Origin of the sequence: Enterococcus sulfureus ATCC 49903 (assembly GCF_000407605.1) — a bacterium.
In the GTDB taxonomy this organism is placed as follows: Bacteria; Bacillota; Bacilli; order Lactobacillales; family Enterococcaceae; genus Enterococcus_G; species Enterococcus_G sulfureus.
This window is the reverse complement of record NZ_ASWO01000005.1, coordinates 253,811-278,803: the sequence shown is the minus strand read 5'-3', so window position 1 is coordinate 278,803 and position 24,993 is coordinate 253,811. Positions and strand designations below refer to the sequence as shown.

21 protein-coding genes and 1 pseudogene are annotated in these 24,993 nt (G+C 39.0%); 1 reads left to right on the top strand and 21 read right to left on the bottom strand.

The window, feature by feature from the left end; all coding sequences use genetic code 11:
• Positions 1-9: 9 nt before the first annotated feature.
• The 18 genes and pseudogenes from hrcA to I573_RS07340 all read right to left on the bottom strand — a co-directional run bounded on the left by hrcA (position 10) and on the right by I573_RS07340 (position 18,729).
• Positions 10-1,056, bottom strand: coding sequence for a heat-inducible transcriptional repressor HrcA (gene hrcA / locus I573_RS07425; protein ID WP_016185640.1), 1,047 nt, complete (start codon positions 1,054-1,056; stop codon positions 10-12).
• Between the two features lie 161 nt (positions 1,057-1,217).
• Positions 1,218-2,378, bottom strand: a complete 1,161-nt coding sequence (gene hemW, locus I573_RS07420; RefSeq protein WP_016185641.1) for a radical SAM family heme chaperone HemW — start codon at positions 2,376-2,378, stop codon at positions 1,218-1,220.
• Positions 2,379-2,477: 99 nt separating this feature from the next.
• The gene (locus I573_RS07415; protein ID WP_016185642.1) at positions 2,478-3,029 is read right to left on the bottom strand and encodes a hypothetical protein; all 552 of its coding nucleotides are present in this window, start codon (positions 3,027-3,029) and stop codon (positions 2,478-2,480) included.
• A gap of 124 nt (positions 3,030-3,153) precedes the next feature.
• Positions 3,154-4,059: a hypothetical protein gene (locus I573_RS07410; protein WP_016185643.1), complete on the bottom strand. Its 906-nt coding sequence runs from the start codon at positions 4,057-4,059 to the stop codon at positions 3,154-3,156.
• Positions 4,060-4,224: 165 nt separating this feature from the next.
• Complete coding sequence (locus I573_RS07405) at positions 4,225-5,955, bottom strand: ABC transporter permease/substrate binding protein (protein ID WP_016185644.1); 1,731 nt, start codon at positions 5,953-5,955, stop codon at positions 4,225-4,227.
• Positions 5,948-7,171, bottom strand: a complete 1,224-nt coding sequence (locus I573_RS07400; protein WP_016185645.1) for a quaternary amine ABC transporter ATP-binding protein — start codon at positions 7,169-7,171, stop codon at positions 5,948-5,950. The genes I573_RS07405 and I573_RS07400 overlap by 8 nt, the downstream gene beginning before the upstream one ends.
• A 142-nt stretch (positions 7,172-7,313) precedes the next feature.
• On the bottom strand, positions 7,314-7,958 hold the full coding sequence (locus I573_RS07395) for a GntR family transcriptional regulator (protein ID WP_016185646.1): 645 nt from the start codon (positions 7,956-7,958) through the stop codon (positions 7,314-7,316).
• 11 nt (positions 7,959-7,969) lie between these two features.
• Positions 7,970-8,911, bottom strand: a complete 942-nt coding sequence (gene ribF, locus I573_RS07390) for a riboflavin biosynthesis protein RibF (RefSeq protein ID WP_016185647.1) — start codon at positions 8,909-8,911, stop codon at positions 7,970-7,972.
• Between the two features lie 9 nt (positions 8,912-8,920).
• Entirely contained in the window at positions 8,921-9,841 is a 921-nt protein-coding gene (gene truB, locus I573_RS07385; protein WP_016185648.1) for a tRNA pseudouridine(55) synthase TruB, read from the bottom strand.
• 104 nt (positions 9,842-9,945) lie between these two features.
• Positions 9,946-10,293 carry a 30S ribosome-binding factor RbfA gene (gene rbfA / locus I573_RS07380; RefSeq protein WP_016185649.1) on the bottom strand — a complete coding sequence of 116 codons (348 nt, stop codon included), beginning with the start codon at positions 10,291-10,293 and terminating at the stop codon, positions 9,946-9,948.
• Positions 10,294-10,306: 13 nt separating this feature from the next.
• A pseudogene (gene infB / locus I573_RS07375) lies at positions 10,307-12,490 on the bottom strand (translation initiation factor IF-2); the annotation flags it as partial.
• A 134-nt stretch (positions 12,491-12,624) separates the two neighbouring features.
• Entirely contained in the window at positions 12,625-12,933 is a 309-nt protein-coding gene (locus I573_RS07370) for a YlxQ-related RNA-binding protein (RefSeq protein WP_016185651.1), read from the bottom strand.
• Positions 12,926-13,222, bottom strand: a complete 297-nt coding sequence (gene rnpM, locus I573_RS07365) for an RNase P modulator RnpM (RefSeq protein ID WP_016185652.1) — start codon at positions 13,220-13,222, stop codon at positions 12,926-12,928. The genes I573_RS07370 and rnpM overlap by 8 nt, the downstream gene beginning before the upstream one ends.
• Before the next feature lie 18 nt (positions 13,223-13,240).
• Entirely contained in the window at positions 13,241-14,431 is a 1,191-nt protein-coding gene (gene nusA, locus I573_RS07360; RefSeq protein ID WP_016185653.1) for a transcription termination factor NusA, read from the bottom strand.
• Positions 14,432-14,452: 21 nt separating this feature from the next.
• Complete coding sequence (gene rimP, locus I573_RS07355; RefSeq protein WP_016185654.1) at positions 14,453-14,926, bottom strand: ribosome maturation factor RimP; 474 nt, start codon at positions 14,924-14,926, stop codon at positions 14,453-14,455.
• Positions 14,927-15,084: 158 nt separating this feature from the next.
• Positions 15,085-17,028, bottom strand: coding sequence for a threonine--tRNA ligase (thrS, locus tag I573_RS07350; protein WP_016185655.1), 1,944 nt, complete (start codon positions 17,026-17,028; stop codon positions 15,085-15,087).
• Between the two features lie 306 nt (positions 17,029-17,334).
• On the bottom strand, positions 17,335-17,511 hold the full coding sequence (locus tag I573_RS07345) for a 2-hydroxymuconate tautomerase (protein ID WP_016185656.1): 177 nt from the start codon (positions 17,509-17,511) through the stop codon (positions 17,335-17,337).
• 21 nt (positions 17,512-17,532) lie between these two features.
• Positions 17,533-18,729 carry a peptidoglycan bridge formation glycyltransferase FemA/FemB family protein gene (locus I573_RS07340; protein ID WP_016185657.1) on the bottom strand — a complete coding sequence of 399 codons (1,197 nt, stop codon included), beginning with the start codon at positions 18,727-18,729 and terminating at the stop codon, positions 17,533-17,535.
• A 176-nt stretch (positions 18,730-18,905) separates the two neighbouring features.
• Between I573_RS07340 and helD the strand changes: the two genes are divergently transcribed.
• Positions 18,906-21,167: an RNA polymerase recycling motor HelD gene (gene helD / locus I573_RS07335; protein WP_016185658.1), complete on the top strand. Its 2,262-nt coding sequence runs from the start codon at positions 18,906-18,908 to the stop codon at positions 21,165-21,167.
• Between the two features lie 48 nt (positions 21,168-21,215).
• Here helD and I573_RS07330 read toward each other — a convergent pair whose 3' ends face one another.
• The 3 genes from I573_RS07330 to budA form a co-directional block, all read right to left on the bottom strand.
• Positions 21,216-21,587, bottom strand: a complete 372-nt coding sequence (locus I573_RS07330) for a hypothetical protein (RefSeq protein ID WP_016185659.1) — start codon at positions 21,585-21,587, stop codon at positions 21,216-21,218.
• Positions 21,588-21,601: 14 nt separating this feature from the next.
• Positions 21,602-24,103 carry a GBS Bsp-like repeat-containing protein gene (locus I573_RS07325; RefSeq protein WP_016185660.1) on the bottom strand — a complete coding sequence of 834 codons (2,502 nt, stop codon included), beginning with the start codon at positions 24,101-24,103 and terminating at the stop codon, positions 21,602-21,604.
• Between the two features lie 176 nt (positions 24,104-24,279).
• Positions 24,280-24,981: an acetolactate decarboxylase gene (gene budA / locus I573_RS07320; protein WP_016185661.1), complete on the bottom strand. Its 702-nt coding sequence runs from the start codon at positions 24,979-24,981 to the stop codon at positions 24,280-24,282.
• Between the last annotated feature and the right edge of the window lie 12 nt (positions 24,982-24,993).

Here is a 24,993-nt window from a genome sequence, read left to right as displayed (position 1 = left end):
CCATCCTTTCTATAGATGATAGACATGGTCTAATCCTTTATAATAGTCAGCTAATGTCATGGCTAATTCATCTTTAAATAGATTCATTAAGCTATACATTTGCGCATAAGGCATATTTGCCGGGCCTAGTAAAGCAATCGTACCTAGGCCATGATTTTCAATTTCATAATTCGCTTGAATCATGCTCATGTTTTCAAATAGATCCACACCGATCTCTTTTCCAATTTTCACTTGGATCGAGCCATTGCGAGAAGCAAATAATTGACCGAGCGCTTCAGAATCTTTCATAAAATCATACAATTGTTTCACATTTGTTCCACTTTGATCCGCTTCGAAATTCAATACATTCATCCGTCCACTAACGAATACCTTATCCTCAAACGCTTGACTCAACAGATGCTCAAAGACATCTAAAATCCCTTCAGTCGATTGAAAATAGCGATTCATAATCATAGGAATCTCAGTTCGCAAACGATGATAGACCGTCAAGAGCGACTCATTTAGTAACCGATCATTTACAATAGAAGCAATCGTCTCTAAATCGTGGAGTTTCATTGTACTTGGAATCGTAAAGACACTGCTTTGAACATTGCCTTTATCCGTTACAATGATCGTCACCACTTGCCGTTGATTTAACGGAATCATCCGAAACCCAGTTAGTTTTCGATCACTCATCTCTGGACCTAACGCTAGTGCTGTATAATTTGTCATCTGAGAAAGCAATGCTGCAGACTGACGAATAATTTCATTAATTTCATGAAACTCTTTTGCAAAAGCATGTTTGACCGTTACGATCTCTTCAGTCGATACCGTATTTGGAACCAATAAATGGTCCACATAATAACGGTACCCATTTAATGAAGGAACACGTCCAGAAGAAGAATGGGTCTTTAATACTAACCCTTTTGTCTCTAATGTTTTCATCTCATTTCGAATCGTAGCAGAACTTGCTTCAATTCCAGATTCCATCAATGTTTTTGAACCAACTGGCTGTTCATCGCTAGTATAGTTCTGGATGATAAGACGTAAAATGTCTTCTTGTCTTTTTGTCAACATATTCATCACCCCTTGTTAGCACTCGATATACTTAAGTGCTAATACAAGTATAAATATATCATATTCTGATAAATTGTCAAGAATTTACCTCTATTTTTTAGCACTCTTTTGTCGAAAGTGCTAAAACCCGTTGAAGTCTTGATACTTCAACGGGTTCTCTACTATTCTTCTTCTAATAAAAAACCTTGGAAGACATCATTGCCAATAAATGTCCCTTGTTTGGTTAAGGCGATTGTCGTTTCCGTTTCATAAAGCCACCCTTTTTGGACATACGCATCAATCACTGGTTGATAAAGATCAGACAGCAAACAGCCAAATTTTTGATTGAATTTCGCTTTATCCACGCCTTCTTTTTTTCGCAAACCTAAAAATAATTCTTCTTCGATTTGGTTTTTTCGAATCACTTTCTCTGTTTCCATAATCGGCAGTTTTTGTTCACGTAAAGGATTTAGATAATGTTGGATCGGCCCAAAATTGCGATACCGACTTTGATTAACATACCCGCTGGCCCCAGCACCAAATCCAAAATATTCTTCATTATTCCAATACACTAGATTGTGCTTAGATTCAAATCCAGGTTTCGCAAAATTGCTGATTTCATATTGATGATGTCCAGATTTTTCCATTGCGTCAATCGTTTGTTCAAACATCGCTACTTCGACTTCTTGACTAGGTAATTCCAAACGACCTTGACGTACCCAGTTCATAAACATCGTTTTATTTTCTAAAATTAACGAATACAAAGAATAATGCGGCAAGTCAAAGGCTAATGCTTGCTGTAATGTATCTGAAAATCCTTCAAGTGTTTGTCCTGGTAGGGCATAGATCAAATCAATGCTGATATTGTGAAAGGCTTCTTGATCGAGTAACTTGAGCGTGTCGTATACATCTTTTGCGGAATGCTTGCGCCCAATTTTTTTTAATAAACGATCGTCAAATGTCTGTACGCCCATCGATAAGCGATCAATGCCGTAATTTTTCATAACTTGTAACTTGCCTTTTGTTAAATCTCCCGGATTGGCTTCGATCGTAAATTCTTGGACCGTTTCCATCTCAAATCGTTCGACAACTCCAGAAAGCAAAGCATCAAGCTGCGCTTCATTTAACGAAGTGGGTGTGCCCCCTCCAATATAGATCGTAGGAGTCGCACTAACAGGATATTTAGCCAATGTCAATGATATCTCGTCAAGTAATCGTGTGACATATTCATCCACTGGTTGGCCTTCTAAAAATACTTTATTAAAATCACAATAAAAGCAGATATGTTCACAAAATGGGATGTGAATATAAGCTGATCGTTGCAATTGTGCATGTTGTTTCATGATTATCAAATTCCTCTTCATTCTTTTGGTCTTTGGTTAGTGTACCATAAAACGAGCACTATCCACACCGTTTAGAATGAAATCTAGTGACTGAACAGCTTATCTTTCTTTTAGTTCAATGATCTGCTCTAATAAAACATCTTCTTGACTGATTTTATCTTTAGCTTTTTCAGGATCTTTCTTTACGGCTTCAATTGTTTGTTGCCGATTCGAAAACACAAAGACGCCTACTGCTTTATTTTTATATTGAGTATACGGAACAAAGGCACAATATTCTGTATCAAAAGAACGACTACCTCCATAAGAGTCTAATTCTCCATATTTAGTATCGGAGACAGACAACCTGATTTCAGAGGCTACTTTTCCTTCTTTTTTTACATCGCCAAATGTTGCCTTATACGTAATCGTCGCAAGAAGTTGACTACTTCTAGTCGAAAGTTCTTCTTCACTCGTATTTGTTCGTAAATCTTTCGATTGAATAGTGATATATTGTCCCTCTTTTTGCGTAATCGTGTATACGGTTTTTTCGTTTTCTTGATGCATTTCTATCGCATTTGACTGCATTGACTGCATCGGATAGAACGTAATCAAACTTACCCCTGCCACAATTAATAAAAAGAATCCTCCAATAAAAAGAAATTTCTTATTCATTCCACTCACTTCCTTATAAAAATAGGTCCTGCACCAAACTCATCTTTGAATTTTTTTGCAGAACCTACACTTTTTTATTCACTTATTTATAAACATCTCTATTTTTTATAGAGAGTTACTAAACTTAGTTTTGATCTTCTGTTGTATAAGCTACAGTAGGGACAAAATATGCCGTTCCTTCATCTTTCCACCCCACTTTGACCAAATGTTGAATTTCAGAAGCATTATTGGTAAACAAATGACTTCCTGGTCCTTTCGCATTTGGATTGAACGCACGATACACTGCTTGTGTATCGGCTGTTTGTTCTGCTGCACCAAATGAAATCCCTTCTGGAACCCAAGTCGCTTCATATAGTGCTAAATATTCCTCTGGGCTAGTCGTAAACATATGCTCCCCTGAATTTGGATTGTAGACCCGATAAATTGGCAATGTTGACCAATCATAGGCTAAATACGCAACAGCTTCATCTTTCCAACCTTTGTCAACGACATGATCAAACTCATTTTTAGACATTGTATAAAGATGATCCCCTGAATTGGGATTATACGCACGATACACATCATGGGTAAATCCATGAGCAAATGGTGCTGGATACGGCATATTCGGATTGCCTAGCTCGCCTAAAATGAACGTCAATTGATCAAAATGCGCAAATTCTTCTTTAAATTGTGCAAGTGACGTTGCTGTCCCATCTAATTGCCAAGCTGATTGACTATTTTTTACGGAAACATTTTCTCCAAATAAAAGATGCTTCACTTCTTTACGCGCAATTTTTTGATCTGTATCTACAAATTCTGAATTTCTTTCTGCTTCTGAAAGTGCAGCTGCATCATAGATCACACCCTGTTCAACACGTAATGTCCCTGTTTTTGTATCAAATGTTGCTTTTGCTGTGCCCCATGTACTTGTGGCCATGTTTGTTTCAGTCATTGCAGGTGGTTGACTTTCTGCATGGACGGTAGTCAATGTTGTTGCACTAATCGTCAGCAACGCTGTTGCACAAAACCCAATCAATACGCTTTTTTTCATTTTTATTCCTTCTTTCTTATTCAAAAAATAGGATCATGTAAAGAAAATGGTATTTTATTTTATGCTAAGCCATCTTCTACTTACTAGTATACAAAATAGAAGTTAAAAAGTGAATTGGTTTTCCATACAAAAAAGAAGCCATCCTAAGATGACTTCTTTACAAGATTATTTCGTCCATTCGTCGACTTTATCTTGGTTTTTTTCGATCCAATTTTGCGCTGCTTTTTCAGGTGATGTACCATTTGAAATCTCAAGCATTACTTCTTCAACATCATCTGTTGTCCAGTTGAAGTTGTCTAATACTTCATTGACCTCTGGCATATCCTCTTTGAATCCTTCACGTGTCATGGTATGGATACTTTCTGCTCCACCCATTGTCTCTTTTGGATCTTCAAGATATTTCAAGTCATATTTCGCAAACATCCAGTGTGGTGACCAACCTGTGATCACGATTGGTTGTTTGTTTTGATACGCTTGATCTAGTGCAACCATCATCGCACCAGATGAAGACGTTGATACTTTCCAATCTGCTAAGTTTGGATAAGCTTCTTGAGTTTTTTCAGCTGCAGCCACTGCACCTGAACCAGGTTCGATCCCAACGATTTCTTTGTTGGCTTGATCTTTAAGATCTTCGATTGAATTCACATCCATATAAGATGGCACCACTAATCCAACTTTCGCTCCTTCAAGGTTTGGCCCTAAGTCGACTAATTGATCTTTATATTTTTCATATTGTGGTTTATGTGTACTTGGCAACCATGCAGATAACATCGCATCTGATTGACCAGTTGCAACAGATTGCCACATGATGGCATTGTCTAAAGGTGTTAAGTTTACGGTGTAGCCCATTTGTTTTAAGACTTCACCGACAACATTCGTTGATGCCACTTCAGTATCCCACTCAACATAAGCTAAGTTCACTGTACCTTTTGCACCAGCTTGGTTGTCTTTACCACTAAAGAAGGCACCACTTACGATAGATACCACGATAGCAGCAAGTGCTACGACTGTCACGATACGAGAAGTTTTCTTGCTAACCGCTTTTTCTTTTTGATGATTTGGTTTATTGATCAATTGTGTGAAACGGTCAATAATAATCGCTAAGATTACTAAAGCTAAACCATTGACAAATCCATTCCCAACTTGCGCATGTTGCAAGGCAGATAATACCCCGCGACCTAGACCAGGAGCCCCGATCATAGACGCGATTACAACCATTGATAACGCAAGCATTGTAGTCTGGTTGATCCCAGCTAAAATCGTACTTTTCGCTAATGGCAATTCTAATTTGAATAAACGTTGACGTCCAGTACTCCCAAATGAATCCGATGCTTCGACTAATTCTTTTGGAATTTGACGAATTCCTAAGTTGGTAAAACGAACAGTTGGTGGTAACGCGAAAATTACAGAAGCGAATACCCCAGGAACCATCCCGATACCAAAGAAAGCAACGGCTGGAATCAAGTAAACGAAACCAGGCATGGTTTGCATAAAGTCAAGAATCGGTTGAATCACTTTTTCAGCACGATCGCTTTTCGCCATCCAGATACCAAGTGGCACCCCGATAATGATTGAAACCAAGCTGGATACAATCACTAACGTCACGGTATTCATCAAGTCGCCCCATAAGTTTTGATTGTAGATGTATAACAATCCAATAAAACTAAATGCAGCTAAGCCCCATTTACGACCAGAAATCATAAAGGCTGCGACAGTCATTACGACAATAAACAATAACGGATTAATCAAGGTTAATACATTTGTAATAAAGTTCATTCCGGCCGTTCCGCCATCTTGGACGACTTGAAATAATCCAGAAAAAGTTGTAGTTATCCAGCTTGATGCACTTTCAACCCAATCTGCAACTGGAATTGATTGTTGTAAAAAATTATCCATTTAACATTTCCTCCTCAATGATTGACTCTTCGATAGGTCCTTCTGTATCCGCTAACGCTTCAATCACACTACCGCGAATCACAACTCCCATTAATTTTTCATTGTCATCGACAACAGCTAATGGAGTTGGAGAATCATAAATCAAGTTGAAAATGTCCGTTACTAACGTATCTGCGTGGACTTTCTTCACGTTTTTATCGATTACTTCTTTTAATGGTAAATTATTTTTACGAGCGTCACGAGCAGATTCTGCTGTTAAGCTTCCTTTTAATTTACGCTGCTTGTCGATTGCAAGTAACATACTTACTTCTTCTTTACGCATACGTGTTAACGCAACGTTCGGTCCATCGATTTCGATATTTGTGGTAATCGCTGGAACCATAATATTTTGTGCCGTTAAGACTTTTGAACGATCTACGTCTTCTACGAATTCACGTACAAAATCATTAGCTGGGTTAGTCAAGATTTCTTCACCGGTACCGATTTGCATGATTTGACCGTCTTTCATCAAGGCAATACGATCGCCGATACGCAATGCTTCGTTCAAGTCATGGGTAATAAAGATAATCGTTTTTTGAACTTTCGTTTGTAACTCTAGGAGTTCATCTTGCATCTCACGACGGATCAATGGGTCAAGCGCTGAGAACGCTTCGTCCATTAGTAAGATTTCTGGATCATTCGCTAACGCACGAGCTAACCCTACACGTTGCTGCATCCCACCAGATAATTGATTTGGATATTGATCTTTAAATGAAAGCAAACTTGAGTTTTCTAAAGCTTGTTCTGCTTTTTGTGTACGTTCTTCTTTTGGTACGCCACGAACTTCTAATCCGTACTCTGTATTTTCTAAAATCGTACGATGTGGGAATAATCCAAAGTTTTGAAAGACCATGTTTACTTTATGACGACGAATTTCACGTAATTCGTCTTTACTCATTTTTGCGATATCCTCGCCATCGATATAGATATCTCCATAAGATGGATCGATCAAGCGATTGATCAAACGAACCAGCGTTGATTTCCCACTACCAGATAGACCCATAATTACGAAGATTTCCCCTTCATTCACTTCGAAATTAGCGTCGTAAACCCCAACGGTCGCTCCAGTCTGTTCTAAAATTTCATTTTTTGCTTTATTTTGTTTTACTAATTCTAACGCCTGTTGTTGACGTTTCCCAAAGATTTTTGTTAAATGTTCCACCCGAACTTTTACCAAAAATATCACTCTCCTATTTCTGATTTAAATATTAAAAAAATATCAAACTGACCATACTAGATTAACATCGTGTGGTCAGTTTGTCAAAAAATTGAACCGAAACTTTTCATGAAAAAAAGTTTCGGTCCAATGTAAGCTGATATTAACGGGATTCATTCGTGTAAAAAAAGTTAGACACACGCTGATACACGACTTCACTTCCAACAAAAAAGACCCGATTGCCTGCACTTAATTTCGCATATGGTCCAGGAGAAATAATCGTCTCAGTATCGGTTTGAATGGCGATGATTGTTCCGCCTGTCTGGTGCCAAAAATTTAAATCTTTGATACTTACTTCTAGATTACGCGCTTCACTCGTTAAAAAAATTTCGTAAGGCACAAAAGGCAATTGATCATGAACTTGTTTCATTTGGCGCACTAAGTCATTTAACAATTGATACTGTCGTTCAGCTTCTTCCTTAGATCGCTGGATACTTTCTTTCATGTCTTCACGAATCATTTGAATCGTTTGGATCCCCTTGTACTGTTCAACAAAATCATGCGCTTTTTCTTTAGAAGACACGAACGCCCCACTCCCATGCTTGACGTCCATGATTTGTAAATCAACTAAGACATTGATCGCTTTACGGGCAGTTTCTGGCGAGACATTAAAATGTGTCGCTAAAGTAGAACGGGCATGAATTTTTTCCCCAATATGATACCGTCCTTCAACGATCCGTTCTGCAATTTCGATCGCGACTTGTTGATATTTTGGTAACCCAGTAGTTGTTTTTGTTTTCTCCCCCAAAGCTTTCCTCCTTATCGATTTGTAAAGTAAGCACGACTATTTTTTTCATCTAATTGTAACTGTGTAATCAATGCTTCGACTGACGGATAGGCTTCTTGATCACGCAAGTAGTCTAACCAACGCACTTCCACATGTTCACCATAAATATCTTCATGAAAATCAAAAATATTCACTTCAACCGTAACCGGTCGATTTTTTTCAAAAGTATCATTGCGTCCAATCGATCCCATTGAAGGATACCACGTTTCTCCAATCAAAATCTCAGTGACATATACACCTTCTTTAGGCAAACGTACTGTCGATTTAGTTTGGATGTTTGCTGTTGGAAAGCCTAATTCACGGCCTCGAGCATCTCCATGGACTACTAGTCCTTCTGTCACATATTCATATCCTAACATCGTGTTCACTTCCTCCATTTCTCCTAAAGCCAATGCTTGACGAATACGAGTCGAGCTGACTTTTTCACCCGTTAGCGTTTCTTTTGGTACCGTAATCACTTCAAAACGCTGCTGTGCATACGTTGGTAAATGCTCCATTGCCGCAATTTCTTTAGGGCCATAGGTATAATCAAATCCTGCCACTACAACTTTCGCTTGCCAATCGACAATATATTGATCGACAAAGGCTTGTGGTGCTAAACTAGCAAACCCTGAAGTAAAATCGACCACAAATAAATAATCCACATCTTGTTGGGCCATCAATTCAGCTTTTTGTTTCACTGTCGTCAAATACTTCATCGAGTGTGGGGCAATTTTTTTAAATACGATCGATGGATGTTGGTTAAAGGTCATCACACCTAGTTTAATCCCTAGCTCATTGGCTTTTTTTCGCCCTGTTTCAATTACTTTTTGATGTCCTTTGTGCACTCCATCAAAGAACCCTAAAACCAAGACCATTGGCTCATTTGGCAATTGTTCTTGGTGGTAGGGATGTCTAATCTCAATTACTTGCATATCTTCTCCTTACTCATTGCGAAATACTTTTAGCGGTTTTAATACCGTCGTATTCTCATCATAGCGATAGTATAAACTTACAACGTTTTCGCGATAAAACAAAGCAATCGGCTCATTGGGAACGTGAGCTAAACCAAATACTTGGTAAGGCAAGCGCATACCATTCTTTACTTGTCGATACAAATCATCGGTAATATCGACACGGCTAAATTTCTTCACACCATACTCAATGGGCAAGAGCCATTCATCTAGTTTCCCAGCGTCTTTTACTTCTTGAACTTGAGCTAATGTCAAAGCTTGTTCTTTGGTAAACCCACCACTTTGAGTACGTACTAAATCAGACATATGCGCCGGATATCCTAAAGCCTTCCCTAGATCGACAGCTAACGTACGGACGTAAGTTCCTTTACCACAAGCAACCTTAAAATACCATGATTGGGTTTTCGTCACTTCATCCCAAACAGGCTCGGTCGTACGTTCAAAGGACATAATAGTAGCAATACGTACTGGACGTTCTACTTCCTCGTTATTACGTGCATATTCATAGAGTTTACGACCGTTCACTTTCACGGCCGAATACATCGGCGGAATTTGAGTGATCTCACCGATCATCTTTGCCATTTGCGCATCGATTTGAGCTGTTGTAAGTGGTGTATCCACTAATTTTTGTTCGACCAGTTCGCCTGATTTATCTTCTGTTGTCGTACTATAGCCTAATGTGATTTCGCCTTCATACACTTTTCCAGAATCCGTCAAAAATTCAATGACTTTTGTTCCCTTACCTACACAGATCGGTAAAATCCCTTCCACATCCGGATCAAGTGTTCCTCCATGACCGACTTTTTTTGTTTGCAAAATTTTTCGTAATTTAAATACACAATCGTGACTCGTCATGCCACGTTCTTTCCATAACGGTAAAATACCATCCATGGTTACACCTCATTTTCTATTTTTAACTGTTTTATTATAGCATACTCCCTCATCAAATTTGAGGATAAAAAAAAGAGTATCGACAAGGTCGATACTCTTTTCTTTTACTCTTTGTTTAAATCGCGTAACAATTGATCGATCTTTGAGCCATATTGAACAGATTGGTCGATTTCAAAAACCAATTCCGGTGTTTTATATAGCGTCAACGCATGGCCCAATTCACGACGGATTAAACCAGAAGATTTTTCCAAACCTTTCTGCGCTTTTTCACGATCAGAAGCCAAGTCGGACAAAATACTGTAGTAAATTGTCGCTTGTTGTAAATCTCCTGTAACATGAACATCCGTGATTGTCACATCTTGTACACGTGGATCACGAATTTTTTTACGTAGGATTTGATTGACTTCTTTTAAGATTTCTTGTGCCACTCGACGGTCTCTATAGTTTGCCATAGTATCCCTCCTATTAGTCGGCTTTGATTTCTTCCATTACAAAGCCTTCGATGATGTCATCTACTTTAAGGTCATTGAATTTTTCGATCATTGCACCACATTCATATCCCATGCGGACTTCTTTGGCATCATCTTTGAAGCGTTTCAAGCTTTCTAATTTTCCTTCATAGATCACGATACCTTCACGAATCACACGTACGCCACTATCGCGACGGATGAATCCTTCTGTAACGTAAGCTCCAGCAATCGTTCCTACTTTTGAAACTTTATATGTTTCACGAACGATCATTTGACCAGTGATTTTTTCTTCGAATTCAGGATCAAGCATCCCTTTCATCGCTGTTTCGATTTCTTCAATCGCTTTGTAAATGATACGGTGTAAACGAATATCCACTTCTTCGGCTTCGGCTTGTTGTCTTGCTTGTGGTGTAGGACGAACATTAAATCCAATGATGATCGCGTTACTTGCCGCAGCAAGCGTTACATCACTTTCATTGATTGCACCAACTGCTGAATGGACGATTTTCACACGTACACCTTCAACGTCGATTTTTTGTAATGAGGCAGCTACTGCTTCAGCTGAACCTTGTACGTCCGCTTTGACGATAACATTTACATCTTTTAATTCGCCTTCTTTAAGACTAGCAAATAAGTTTTCTAGTGTTACACGGCTGCTGCTTGCACGTTGTTCTAACATCGCGCGTTTCGCACGTTCTTCCCCAGCGGCACGAGCTGATTTTTCATCATCAAAGACAACGAAACGATCACCTGCTTGAGGTACATCATTTAGTCCAGTGATCTCAACTGGTGTTGCAGGTCCTGCTTCTTTATCACGACGACCTAAGTCATTGGTCATCACACGAACACGACCAAAGGTATTTCCGACTACAATTGGGTCACCCACACGCAAAGTTCCTTGTTGAACAAGTAACGTCGATACTGGACCTTTTCCTTTATCTAAACGTGCTTCAATTACGGTACCGATCGCGTTTTGTGTTGGATCTGCTTCTAAGTCTTCTACTTCAGCAACTAAAAGGATCATTTCCAATAGTTCTTCGATATTTTGACCAAATTTCGCTGAGATCTCCACAAAGATCGTATCGCCACCCCAAGCTTCAGGAATCAATTGATGTTCACTTAATTCTTGCATCACATGTTGTGGGTTTGCTCCTGGTTTATCGATTTTATTCACTGCTACAATAATCGGTACGCCTGCTGCTTTTGCGTGATTAATCGCTTCAACAGTTTGTGGCATTACGCCATCATCAGCGGCTACAACTAAAATCGTGATATCTGTGATACTTGCTCCACGTGCACGCATACTTGTAAACGCCGCATGCCCTGGTGTATCTAAGAATGTGATTGGTTTGCCATGAATATCGATTTGGTACGCGCCAATATGCTGTGTGATCCCACCGGCTTCACCACTTGTCACACGAGAATTACGCAATGTGTCAAGTAATGTTGTTTTCCCGTGGTCAACGTGTCCCATGATCGTTACAACTGGTGGACGCGCCACTAAGTTTTCTTTCTTCACTTCTTCTGGTTCAAAGAATTTGTCGATATCCGCAATGTCCACTTGAACTTTTTCTTGTGGTTCCATTCCGTAGTCTGTCGCAAGTAATTCAATCGTTTCTTTATCTAATGGTTGGTTTTGATTGACCATAACGCCCATCATAAAGAGTTTTTTGATAATTTCAGCTGGTTCGCGGTGAATTTTTTTCGCGATATCCGCAACGTTCATTCCTTCTGTATATTCCAATACATCTGGTAATTCACGGAATTTACGTGCTGGAACAGCTGGTTTTTTCTCTTGATTATGATTTGGACGGCCTTTTTTCCCTTTTTTATTGAAACGATTGCGGTTATTGCCGTAGTTATTGTTGCGTCCGCGGTTATTGTTGTTGCCACCACCTGATGTATTACGGTTTTGCGTGTTTCCACCATTGCTGTTACGATTTTGTGTATTTCCGCTATTGTTACTACGTTGTGTCGTGTTTCCTGTTGTTGCATTACTTGAACGATTTTGCGTCGTTGTATTGTTCGAACGATTTTGTGTTGTTGTATTATTTGAACGGTTTTGCGTATTGGCATTTGCGTTACGATTTGTATTGTTTCCTGCTGGACGCGTGTTGTTGCTGCGATTTGCTGCAGGCTTTGTATTTTTTTGGTTGGATTGGTTCGTTTGATTAGATTGAGTCATCTAGTTATAGTACTTCCTTAATGAGTATTCCGATTTTAGAGGACAGCGCCTCTCTTGCCAGATTCGTGGTGTATCTTCGATCGGTACCTGGTTTAAAGGATGAGTCCGTACTTCACCCCGTAGCTAGGCTACAATTCTTCTGAAAGTAATTCTTTGATGCGACGTGCAAACCCGTGGTCTACCACGCCCACGACCATTCTTGGTTTTCCAATCGACTGAATGATCTCATCCGCCGTGAAACTATCCAATACTGTCGCATGATAGAATTTACCTTTATCTTTGATTTTTTTTTGTGTGTTTTGGCTTGCATCAGAAGCCACAAAGACCAATGGCACTTTTTGCTGGCGGATATCGCGCAACACAAGTTCTTCTCCACTGATGATTTTTCCAGCTCTCATCGCTAAGCCTAACATATTTTTAGCTTTTTGTTTATTCATTTGCAAAAAGCTCCTGACGCGCTTTTTGATGCGCAACGTAATCCACTAGCTCTTGATAAAATTCATCTGACAGTGTCGTTTCAAACACACGGTCTAAGATTTTTTTATCCCAAGCTAATTGCGCTTCTTTCGGGTCGATGGCAAGGTATGCACCTCTTCCAGGCATGCGCCCAGACGGATCGATGGCTACGACCCCTTCTTTAGAACGCGTGATGCGTAAGAGTTCTTTTTTAGGAAACATTTCGTTCGAAACGACCGATTTTCTTAATGGAATTTTACGTTTTTTCATGAAAAATCCCTCCCTTTTTTACTCTTCGATGATTTCGTCAGCAACTTGTTCAACTACGCTATCTTCTGCAACGACTTGATCTTCTTCTACGACAGCAGCTAGTTCTTCACTGATAAGTTCTTCTTCAACAAATTCTTCTGTCTGAACTTCTTGGTTTTGTTGTTCATAGATTGCTGCCATATCTGATTCTGATTTGATATCGATTTTAAAACCAGTTAACTTAGCGGCTAAACGGGCATTTTGACCACGTTTTCCGATAGCTAATGACAATTGATAGTCTGGCACGACTACCGTGCACGCTTTAGGGTTTGACTTATCAAAGATAACATTTGATACTTCAGCTGGATTCAACGCATTTGCAATAAAGACTGCAGGATCTTCATTCCATTCAACGATATCCATATTTTCCCCTTTTAATTCGTTTACTAACGCTTGAACACGTTGCCCTTTAGGACCAACACATGTTCCAACTGGATCGATGTTTTCATCATGTGAACGAACTGCGATTTTCGAACGATCGCCCGCTTCACGGGCAATGCTTACGATTTCTACAATACCATCATACACTTCCGGCACTTCTTGTTCAAATAAACGACGTAGTAAATCAGGATGACTACGGCTTACAAATACTTGAGGTCCTTTTGATGTATTTTCAACACGAGACACGTAAACTTTGATACGATCATGTGGTTGATAAAATTCATTCGCCATTTGATCCTGTTTAGATAAAACAGCTTCGATTTTCCCAAGATTTACATAGATATAACGGCTATCTTGACGTTCTACCACACCTTGCATGATATCTTTTTCATACGCACTAAATTCATTGTAGATAATGGAACGTTCTGCTTCACGCACACGTTGTAAAATCACTTGTTTCGCTGTTTGTGCAGCAATTCGTCCAAAATCTTTTGGTGTTACTTCAAATCGGATTTTATCAGCGATCTCATATGCTGGATTGATCAGCATCGCATCTTTTAAAGATACTTCTAATTGGGAATCCATCACTTCTTCAGTTACTTCTTTTACCGCAAAAACATGGATATTGCCTTTTTTGCGATCAAATTCCACTTCAACGTTTTGGGCTTGTCCGTAATGACGTTTATAAGCAGAAATCAATGCCGCTTCTAAAGCTTCAATCACAACTTCTTTAGATACTCCTTTTTCTGCTTCTAATGCGTCTAGCGCGTTTAACATTTCTTTACTCATGGTTTTTTGTGTCCTCCGTTATTAAAATTGGATTGCTAAACGTGCTTTAGCAATATTTTTACGATCAAATACGACAGTTTTTTCTCTTGTTTTCACACGATACGTTAACGTTAAGTGTTCTTCAGTTACTTCGTTTAAAATACCTTCATATTGCTTTTGTCCATCAATCGCTTGATACAGTGAAATATGGATAAACGATCCCACTGCTTTTTCAAAGTCTTTTTCTTTCTTCAATGGACGCTCTGCTCCAGGTGAAGAAATCTCTAAAAAATAAGCTTGAGGAATTGGATCTGGATCCATCGCATCTAATTTTTCACTAACTTGTTCGCTGACATACGCGCATTCTTCAATGTCAATGCCGCCTTCTTTATCAATAAAAATACGTAAAAACCAGCTTTTTCCCTCTTTTACAAATTCTACTTCTACCAATTCAAACTGTTTTTCTTCTAAAATCGGTAGCACTACTTCGGTTACAGTTTCCACAACTGAACTCAACTACGATCGCCTCCTTAAACATGAACAAGAGCCTCAGAATTTCCATTAAAAAGAGTGAGGGATAAAAACCCCTCACTCCGCTCAAGTATCATTACACTTGTAGTATATCATTTTTTTACTGAAAACTCAACCATTGCGCGATGTTCTCTAGTTTTTTCTTAATCTAAAACACGGCTATAGTTATTCACGTCTGCTAATAGAGCAGCAATAAATTCATCAACGCTTAATACCGTTGTTTCTTTGCTACCATAACGACGGATATTGACGCTATTGTCTTGTGATTCTTGATCTCCAACTACTAATTGATATGGAATTTTTTGAGTTTGCGCGCCACGAATCTTGTATCCCATTTTTTCATTACGTGAATCAACTTCGACACGAATTCCGATTTCTTGTAATTTTTGTTTCAATTCAAATGCATAGTCACTATGCGCATCCACTGAAACAGGAATGATCATCGCTTGTACAGGTGCTAACCATGTTGGGAAAGCGCCTTTGTATACTTCAGTCAAATACGCTACAAAACGTTCCATTGTTGACACGATTCCACGGTGAATCACGACTGGACGGTGGTTATTTTCCCCATCTTCACCTACATAGGTTAAATCAAAGCGTTCTGGTAATAGGAAATCTAGTTGGATCGTTGACAATGTTTCTTCCATGCCTAGCGCTGTTTTTACCTGTACATCTAATTTTGGACCATAAAAAGCTGCTTCGCCTTCTGCTTCAAAATAGTCTAAGCCAGATTCATCCATTGCTGCTTTTAGCATAGTTTGAGCATTGACCCACATCTCATCATCATCAAAGTATTTTTCTGTGTTTTCTGGATCACGATAGCTTAAACGGAAACGGTAATCTGTGATTCCAAAATCTTTATATACCGCTAGCATGATATCAAGCGTGCGTTTAAATTCTTCTTTGATTTGATCTGGACGAACAAATGTATGTCCATCATTCAATGTCATTTCACGTACACGTTGCAATCCAGATAACGCACCAGATTTTTCATAACGATGCATCATACCAAGTTCTGCAATTCGGATTGGCAACTCACGGTAAGAATGGATGTCATTTTTATAGACCATCATGTGATGCGGACAGTTCATTGGACGCAAGACTAACATTTCACCATCGCCCATATCCATTGGTGGGAACATGTCTTCATGGTAATGATCCCAGTGACCAGAAGTTTTATACAGATTCACATCCGCCATGATTGGTGTGTACACATGTTGATAGCCTAAGCTGATTTCTTTATCCACGATGTAGCGTTCGATTGTACGACGAATCGTTGCACCTTTTGGTAACCAAAATGGCAATCCTGAACCGACTTCTTGAGAGATCATAAATAGATCTAATTCTTTTCCTAATTTGCGATGATCACGTTCTTTTGCTTCTTCGCGCATCCGAATAAATTCTTTTAATTCTTTTTTATCAAAAAAGGCTGTTCCATACACACGTTGCATCATATGGTTGTTTGAATTTCCACGCCAGTAAGCTCCTGCAACTGAAAGTAATTTCACTACTTGAATACGTCCAGTCGATGGAACGTGTGGTCCACGGCAAAGGTCAACAAATTCTCCCTGTTCATACGCTGTGATGACCTCATCTTCTGGTAACTCATTGATCAATTCTTCTTTGTAAGGATCTCCTGCAAACAACTCAAGCGCTTCTTGTTTTGTTAATACGCGACGAGTGATTGGCAGATTTTCTTTGACGATTTTCGCCATTTCAGTTTCAATCGCGGCTAGATCTTCTGCAGTAATTGGATGTTCCCCATTATCTGTATCGTAATAAAATCCTGAATCGATTGCAGGACCTACGCCAAAATGGATCGATGGATACAAACGACGCATCGCTTGAGCCATTAAATGGGCAGAAGAATGACGAATCAATCCCAATGCATCCTCATGGTCGGGTGTAACGATCTCAATCTTACCACCTGTAGTAATCGGTAGATCTAAATCGATCAATTGACCATCTAATTTCCCTGCCAATGCTTTTTTTGCTAAACTTTTTGAAATGCTTTCGGCAATTTCTTTTGTTGTGATTCCAGATTCAAATGATTTTACTGCACCATCTGGAAAAATAATCTCGATCATCTAATTTCCTCCTTTAATCTGTCGATTGATAAGCACAAAAAAAGTCCTAATAGCCCGTAAGCTATTAGGACGAATCATCGTGGTTCCACCTAAATTTAAATGTAGTTTCCTACATTCCTCAATGCGATAACGGTGCATCCGCCCTTGTTTCAACAAGAGTTTCGAAAGTGGTCAGCCTTTGGTTTTCTTCTAAGAGTGTTTCAGCCTAGCACTCTCTCTCTAATAGAAGACTCTCAAATTTTGGTGTCTTTCTTATCAATCAAATATGGTCTTATTTAACCACTTTTTTTTCAAAAATGCAAGGATTTATTTCCATTCTCCGTTGACACCGTATGTGCCTTTTTTCATTTCATTGATAATAATATGGATATGTTCTTTCGGCGCCCCGGTATTTTTGTGAACTGCTTCTGTAACATCTTTCATCATACTTTCTAAAGCTTCCGGTGTTCTACCTTCAACTAATTCAATGTGGACAAATGGCATAAAATTTCCTTCTTTCTTTCCTTATTTTTGTGTACGTTTTTCATATGCTTTTTTAATGATACCATAAACCAAGCGATTGGTCGTCGGCAAATCAAATTCTCCACTGTACTCATGGATCTCAGGATGAAAATTCTTTTTAAATCCAATCAACCCATCATTTAGATGGCCATCGATCCCGCCTAAATTGCAATATTGATATGATTTTGCCGCTTCTTCCATCGAGGCATACCATGTAAGATATGCTGGCATGTAATGTTTGAAGGTCTCGTCCATTCCAGCATAAAGCAATTCACTTGTTTGACCGTACGGAATGCTTAGCGTTCCACTAATGAACAATTCTCCTGTACCATGCTGTGCAATTTCGTCAACTAGACGAGCAGCTTCTTTTTCTAAACTCGCACTAGTTTCTAATAATTTCGTTCGTTTTTTCGTTTGGTGCTCAGCCAGTTGTGCCAACTGTTCTGCCGTTTGATTCAACGCCGCTTGTACTTCTTGTTGTCGTTTCCCAAGATCGATCGTACCTAACATCAAAAAACTTTCCGGATATGTCTCAAGCAAACGTTTAAAGTAGTCTTTTCCACGTAATGAGATTCCTTGTCTTTCTGCAGTTTTTTCCATTAGCGCTGCAAATTCATCGACTTTTTCAACACCATAACGCTTCACTGTCACTCCACGTTTGATCGCCGTTTTTACACCTTGACGACCTTTTTTCGTCAATCGTGTCAAGTCAAACTCCTGTAAGGCGACTACAGCTTGAAAACGCGGCTGGATCGTATCATGCAAGTTTAATGTAAGTGGTCCTTGCTCAAAACCTGCTTGAATCAACGCATGAGCAACGGATTCATTTAAAATTTCAGTATCGGTTTCTTCTACATAAAATTTACGTCTTAAAATCGGTGGATCCATTTTAACAAACACAGCATGCTCTTTTTTCGCGATTTTTTTTAATTCTTGAACAAAATGAGGCATCAGTTCTGGATCATAATCCATGATCGGACCTTTAGGAATATAAAGCATCGAACGTCCTAGTGGTAAATGGCGTTTCAATACCAACATCGTACCCGACAAGACATTTTCTACATAGATCCCTAAATGAAGACTCCCCCATCCTTCTTTGATCGTACTCCATTGATACGACTGCAATAACGTAGCCATTTGGTTTCCGCGGTTAAATTCATCATATGTTGTTTCATCTAAAGGTTTTAATTCATACTTCACTTGGCTTGTCCCTCTTTTTTCTACATTCTATACGTAATGTTAGAAGTAGTTTTTTAGAAAGTCAACCTTATTTTAAAACAAGTAAAAAAAATTATGGGATTCTTTGGATTGTTTTCATCAACCTTTTGCAAAATCTATGCTATACTTTTAAGGCAACATTTTAAGGAGGTCTAAACATGACTGAACGTCAACATGAACAACAGCATTTACATGAAACAATCAAAACCATCACCCTTGAAGAACAAGTTTTGACAAAGCAAAAAGCATTGCTAGAGCAAACACTACAAAGTGGGGTTAAAGAATTAACTGAAAATAAAATCAACACAGGAAATGAAGAAGCCTTTTATGAGTCGGTTTTAGTCTATCAAGAATACGAAAAAGAATTACAACTCAAATATCGTAATGCCGAAATGATCGATAAACGACTACATACCCTCACAACGATGCAAAATAGCCCTTATTTTGCACGTATCGATTTTACAGAAGGACCTGAAGATAAAGAAACACTTTATTTAGGTATCGCTTCTTTACGCGATACAAAAGAAGAACCTGTCATCGTCGATTGGCGTGCACCGATCGCCAATTTATATTATGAAGGAGAACTCGGAACTACATTTTACGAAACTGATCAGGAACGTTTTGAAGTAGAACTACTTCTTAAACGACAATTCAAAGTACAAAATGGTGAATTGATCTCAATGGTCGATACTTCTGAGATTATCAATGACGAATTTTTACTGGATATCCTAGATGAAGCCTCTTCTTCAAAAATGAAAAACATCGTCTCCACGATTCAAAAAAGTCAAAATGAGATCATTCGTGATACTGCACATAAAAATGTCTTGATCGAAGGAATTGCTGGAAGCGGAAAAACTTCCGCTTTACTTCAACGAGTTGCGTTCTTATTGTACCATCATCGAAAATGGCTAAAAGACGACCAAGTACTATTATTTTCACCTAACCATTTATTCTCAGATTATATTGCAATGGTCTTACCGTCACTAGGCGAAAGCGAAGTACCGACACGCACCTTTAAAACTTTTTTACACGAATTACTTCCACAGTACCAATTGGTCGAAGAAGACGATGCGGAAGATGCCTTTTTAGTTGGAAAAATCGACCCGGTAGAACAAGTCAAAAACGGATTAACGATCATTCAAGAATTGCCACGCTATATCCGTTCGATCACTGCAGTCGGCCCACTATTTCGTGATTTAAAAATCAAAGGAAAAACATATATCACAAAAAAACAATTGCGTACTTGGTACCAAGAAACGAATGAATTACTCCCGTTATACCAACGTACACAATTATTACAAACCAAGCTATTAAAAAAACTAGCCGGCCTAGAACGTGATGAAATGAAAGAAAAATGGTTGCAAGAAGCGGCCGAAGAAAAAATGACCGAAATCTTTGAATCAGATCCAAATCGTGAGTATACCGAAGCCAAAGAACGTGCGCTACGCAAACAAGTCCGCCAGGCCATTGCCAAACGAAAATTCCGTTCAATGCGTCGTGGGATCGAAGCGTTCCAATTTATTAATCAACCAAAGCAATACCTTCATTTTTTACAAACGATCACAGAAAAGATCTGTGCTACACATGAACTCACAGCAGATCAATGGACGACACATTTAGAGCGCTTGAAACAACAATTTCGTGAACGTGCACTTTATTCAGAAGACATTCTCTTATTGTTTTTACTGACTAAACAACTGTATCCCGTTTATGTCGAACAAAAAGCACGCTTTATTTTTATCGACGAGATGCAAGATTTCCCACCAGCTCAGGTTGCCTTGCTTAAACAACTTTATCCTGACGCGCATATTACGCTATGTGGAGACTTGAATCAAAAGGTATTTGGTAATGATACGATCGTATCCGAACTCGATCACTTATTTATCGATCAAGAAGTCAAACGATACCAACTCACAACAAGTTATCGGTCAACTGAAGAAATTACAACATTTGCCAATGGCTTGTTATCTCAGGAAGAAAATGTACAATTAACCGCACGTAATGGTGAAAAACCAATGATTTTAACCCGTCAACCCGCACAACAGATAAACGAATTATCTCGTCTATTGGCTGAAGACGTACCTGCACATTGGCATACTGCCATCATTTGCAAAACTACAGCTGAATGTCGAGAAATTTATCAAATGTTATCTGACAAAGAAAAAGAAATGGTGCAACTGATCGATAGTGATGACACATTCATGAAGAAATCAACGATTATTATTCCTTGTTTCTTAGCAAAAGGGTTGGAATTTGATCGCGTGATCGGGATGCCGATTACGACGAATTTTTCAACTGATCAAGATCGTTTCGTGTTGTACACACTTGCAACGCGTGCAATGCATCAATTGATTCTAATCAGTGATGGAATATCTCCCTTACTTGACTCATTAACTAAAGATACGTTTACACTAGCCTAAATAAAAAACCTTCAATCGTTCACGTTGAACTGTTGAAGGTTTTTTTGGTTAGTTTTCCGTCAATTTTGTTTGAATATAGACGACTGGATCGATCCCTTGCTCATCTGCTTCTTTTGCATAAGCTTCAAGTTGAGCATCGCTTAGTTCTCTGGAATTGATTCCTGCTTCGTACAATTGCCGACGAAGTTGTGAAGCAACTTGCACTGGGTGTTCCGTTCGTACATCTGACACATCGGAATATGGAATCGTCGCTTGCGTCGATTCCATACGATCGCTACTTGTCGTTGAACTTTCCACTTCGGATGTGCTTGTAACTTCTTGTGTAGCAGTACTTGAAGAATGCATGGTGTCTTGTTGCTTTTGACATGCACTCAAGAAAGCTAAACACAAGATACTACTTGCCATGACACGAATTTTCATACCGCTTACTCCTTTTATTTGATTACAAAAAACGGTCTGCCTGCAGCCCAGTCTACATGATCTTGAGAAGGACGACTCCACAAATGACTAGTCGACACTTGTCCTTTATAAAATTTTTGACCATATGGATCATAGATCGTAGTCGTTCCATTTGAATACCCATGCGCTACGATTGCATGCCCAATCCCGACATCTACGTACATAATCACAGGATATCCTTTTGCTAAATAATCATTTAGTTCTCCTAGACTATTGATCACAACGGCTGAGCGCCCATATGATTGCATCCCTTTTACTAAATCTGGACCCGATGCACCAAAGTATTTTTGGTTGAAACCACCATAACTATAGATTCGATTTGCAGTATCGACAGGTGTGACGTTGATGCCATAGCATCCTTTTAACACCATCGCCATACTTGAAGGTACACATCCAGAAGGACCTAAAGTCGACATGCCATAACGACGATTCTTCCATCGATTATCAAGTTGTGAATAATACACTGGTTTTTTCTGTTTACGAATAGCGACTTCATCTTGTACCAAAGAATAACTTGTGGTCGCTAGCCCAACTAATTTACCGTTTACAACACCATAAACATGTGTACGATACAAGCCACCATGGAGAAAATCCGCGCTATTTACAACAACAGAATAACTATTCCCTTCTTTTTTTCCTTCTAGCCACTTAATATCATCTTGCCCATTCGCGTTACTCCACTTTGGGAATTTTACACCGGAAACCTTACCACCATTTGGGTTTGTAATAGTGATCTTCATTTGTGTTTTACTGATCGGTGTTTTCACGATCGTGTTTTTCGCTGCGGCGTCTAATGTATAACTCGTGGTTCCTAGGCCAATTAATTTACCATTTACAACACCATAAATATGCGTATTAAACAACCCTGCATGATAATATTCTGCACTATTTACAACTACGGAATAGCTATTTCCTTCTTTTTTTCCTTCTAGCCATTTAATGTCGTCTTGGCCATTGGCGTTACTCCACGTTGGGAATTTTACACCGGAAACCTTACCACCATTTGGGTTTGTAATGGTGATCTTCATTTGTGTTTTACTGATCGGTGTTTGTACGATCGTGTTTTTCGCTGCGGCGTCTAATGTATAACTCGTGGTCCCTAAGCCAACTAATTTGCCATTTACAACACCATAAATATGCGTATTAAACAACCCTGCATGATAATATTCCGCGCTATTTACAACAACAGAATAGCTATTTCCTTCTTTTTTTCCTTCTAGCCATTTAATGTCGTCTTGCCCATTCGCGTTACTCCACGTTGGGAATTTTACACCGGAAACCTTACCACCATTTGGGTTTGTAATGGTGATCTTCATTTGTGTTTTACTGATCGGTGTTTTCACGATCGTATTTTTTGCTGCGGCGTCTAATGTATAACTCGTGGTTCCTAAGCCAACTAATTTACCGTTCACTACACCATAAATATGCGTATTAAACAACCCTGCATGATAATACTCTGCACTATTTACAACAACAGAATAGCTATTTCCTTCTTTTTTTCCTTCTAGCCACTTAATGTCGTCTTGCCCATTGGCGTTACTCCACGTTGGGAATTTTACACCGGAAACATTGCCGCCGTTAGGATTTGTGATCGTGATCTTCATTTGTGTTTTACTGATCGCTTGCGTGTTGACTTGATTGTTTGCTGTGTCTAAACTCCGAGCCTTGGTTGGACTATCTGAAGCTACAACACTTTGTGTACTTTCTGTAGTAGAACCATTTTCAGATGATTCTGTAGGCGTTGAAACAACTTCCTTTGATGGTTGAACAGTGAGTTGCCATTGTGCTGAAACAGGAGGTGTCTGTTCAAAGACCAACTGATTGTTGACTACTTGTACATATCCATATTGATCCGCATAAAGTGCATAGCTACCATCTTGCATCGCAACAAATACAAATCGTTGTGCGGCATCGAGCTGACTTGATGTTGTAAGTTTTGTCACTTCTTGTGAGGTTGTTGCATGAAGATACTGATTGGTCGCTACATTTTGAATAACATAAGTTTGATCAGCTTGCGCCTGAATGCTAAAAGTCGTCGGTGCAGCTTCTTGCACACTAACGGTTCCATCACTAGCCACAGTTAACGTATTGGAAGAAACTTGCCAACTAAATGCGACTTCTTGTTGCGCAAAAGCAGTCATATCTGCTGCCTGAACTTTTGAAGATAGTGGTGCAGATATTGAGGTTGTCGTACCTGGTGTCCCTTCTGTACTTGGTGTACCTTGTGTATCCGACGAAACTTCCGATGTTTCGACTATTTCTGAAATTGCGGTATTGGTCGTACTTGGATTTTCAGTCGTGGTTTCGATTGATTCTAAACTCGTACTTGTTGTAGAATTTGCTAATGTTGCGTCGTCTTCTGATACCGATGGACTTGTTTGCGTTTGTGCCTGAACAGGTATATGCAACAAACTTGTCGCATCAAGACTTAGCAATAAAAGTGAACTTATATACACTACTTTATATCGTTTTTTCATTTCTTACTCCTTTACCTAACATTTCCCTAATTGTATCTAAAAAAAGTGTAGCGTGATTGACAGAATATTGCAACTGTCATCCAAGCGTTTTGAACTAAAATAGAACCAGAATTAAATAACATTAATTTTAGTAGACAAAAAAAGATAGACATATTAATATGTCTATCTTTTTACATTTATTCTGAGATACTAATTTCTTCGGCAATATTTGAATAATCAAATTCAGCTTCTAAAAAGACATCTTCTTTTGGAAAATCTTGGATCAATTCACTATAATCTTGTACCTCGACTTTGACGTCTTCTACATGATAATCCAAAACATGACCCCCAAATGTACGATCGTCAGAAATAAAATGAACATGAAATCCAGCTACAGATGTCCCATGAAATAACACTGGTGAATAAAATCCGACAAGTGTTCCTTTGATGTTATGTGCTGTAAATTCTGGTTGTTCTACTTCAGAAAATCGAATATACGGTGGTGTTTGTTTTGGCATTGCGCGAACGTGCATCGTATCAAATACACCCGAGATTTTCACACCAGCAAATAGATTTTTACTCTTCATCGCTTCGATCACTTTTGTTTCTACTACTTCATTGGCTAACGTTTCCTTCAACGTAAACGTATGATCAGGATTGAAAAAGGCAATCGCGCCATATGGAAGTTTTTCCAAAGGACCAAGCTTGATCACTTCTCCAGTTGCACTTGCTTTATATGCTTCTTGATCTAAAACGATCAATTCGCCATCGACACCATCCATTGTCCCGATCCCAAAGTCACCATGTGTTAAAAACTCTTGAATTGTTCCAGTTCCATCCATCGCACCTGCCATGAGAGAACCGATTGTACCATATTGATATAATGAGTGTTTACCCATTTTCTTCACCTC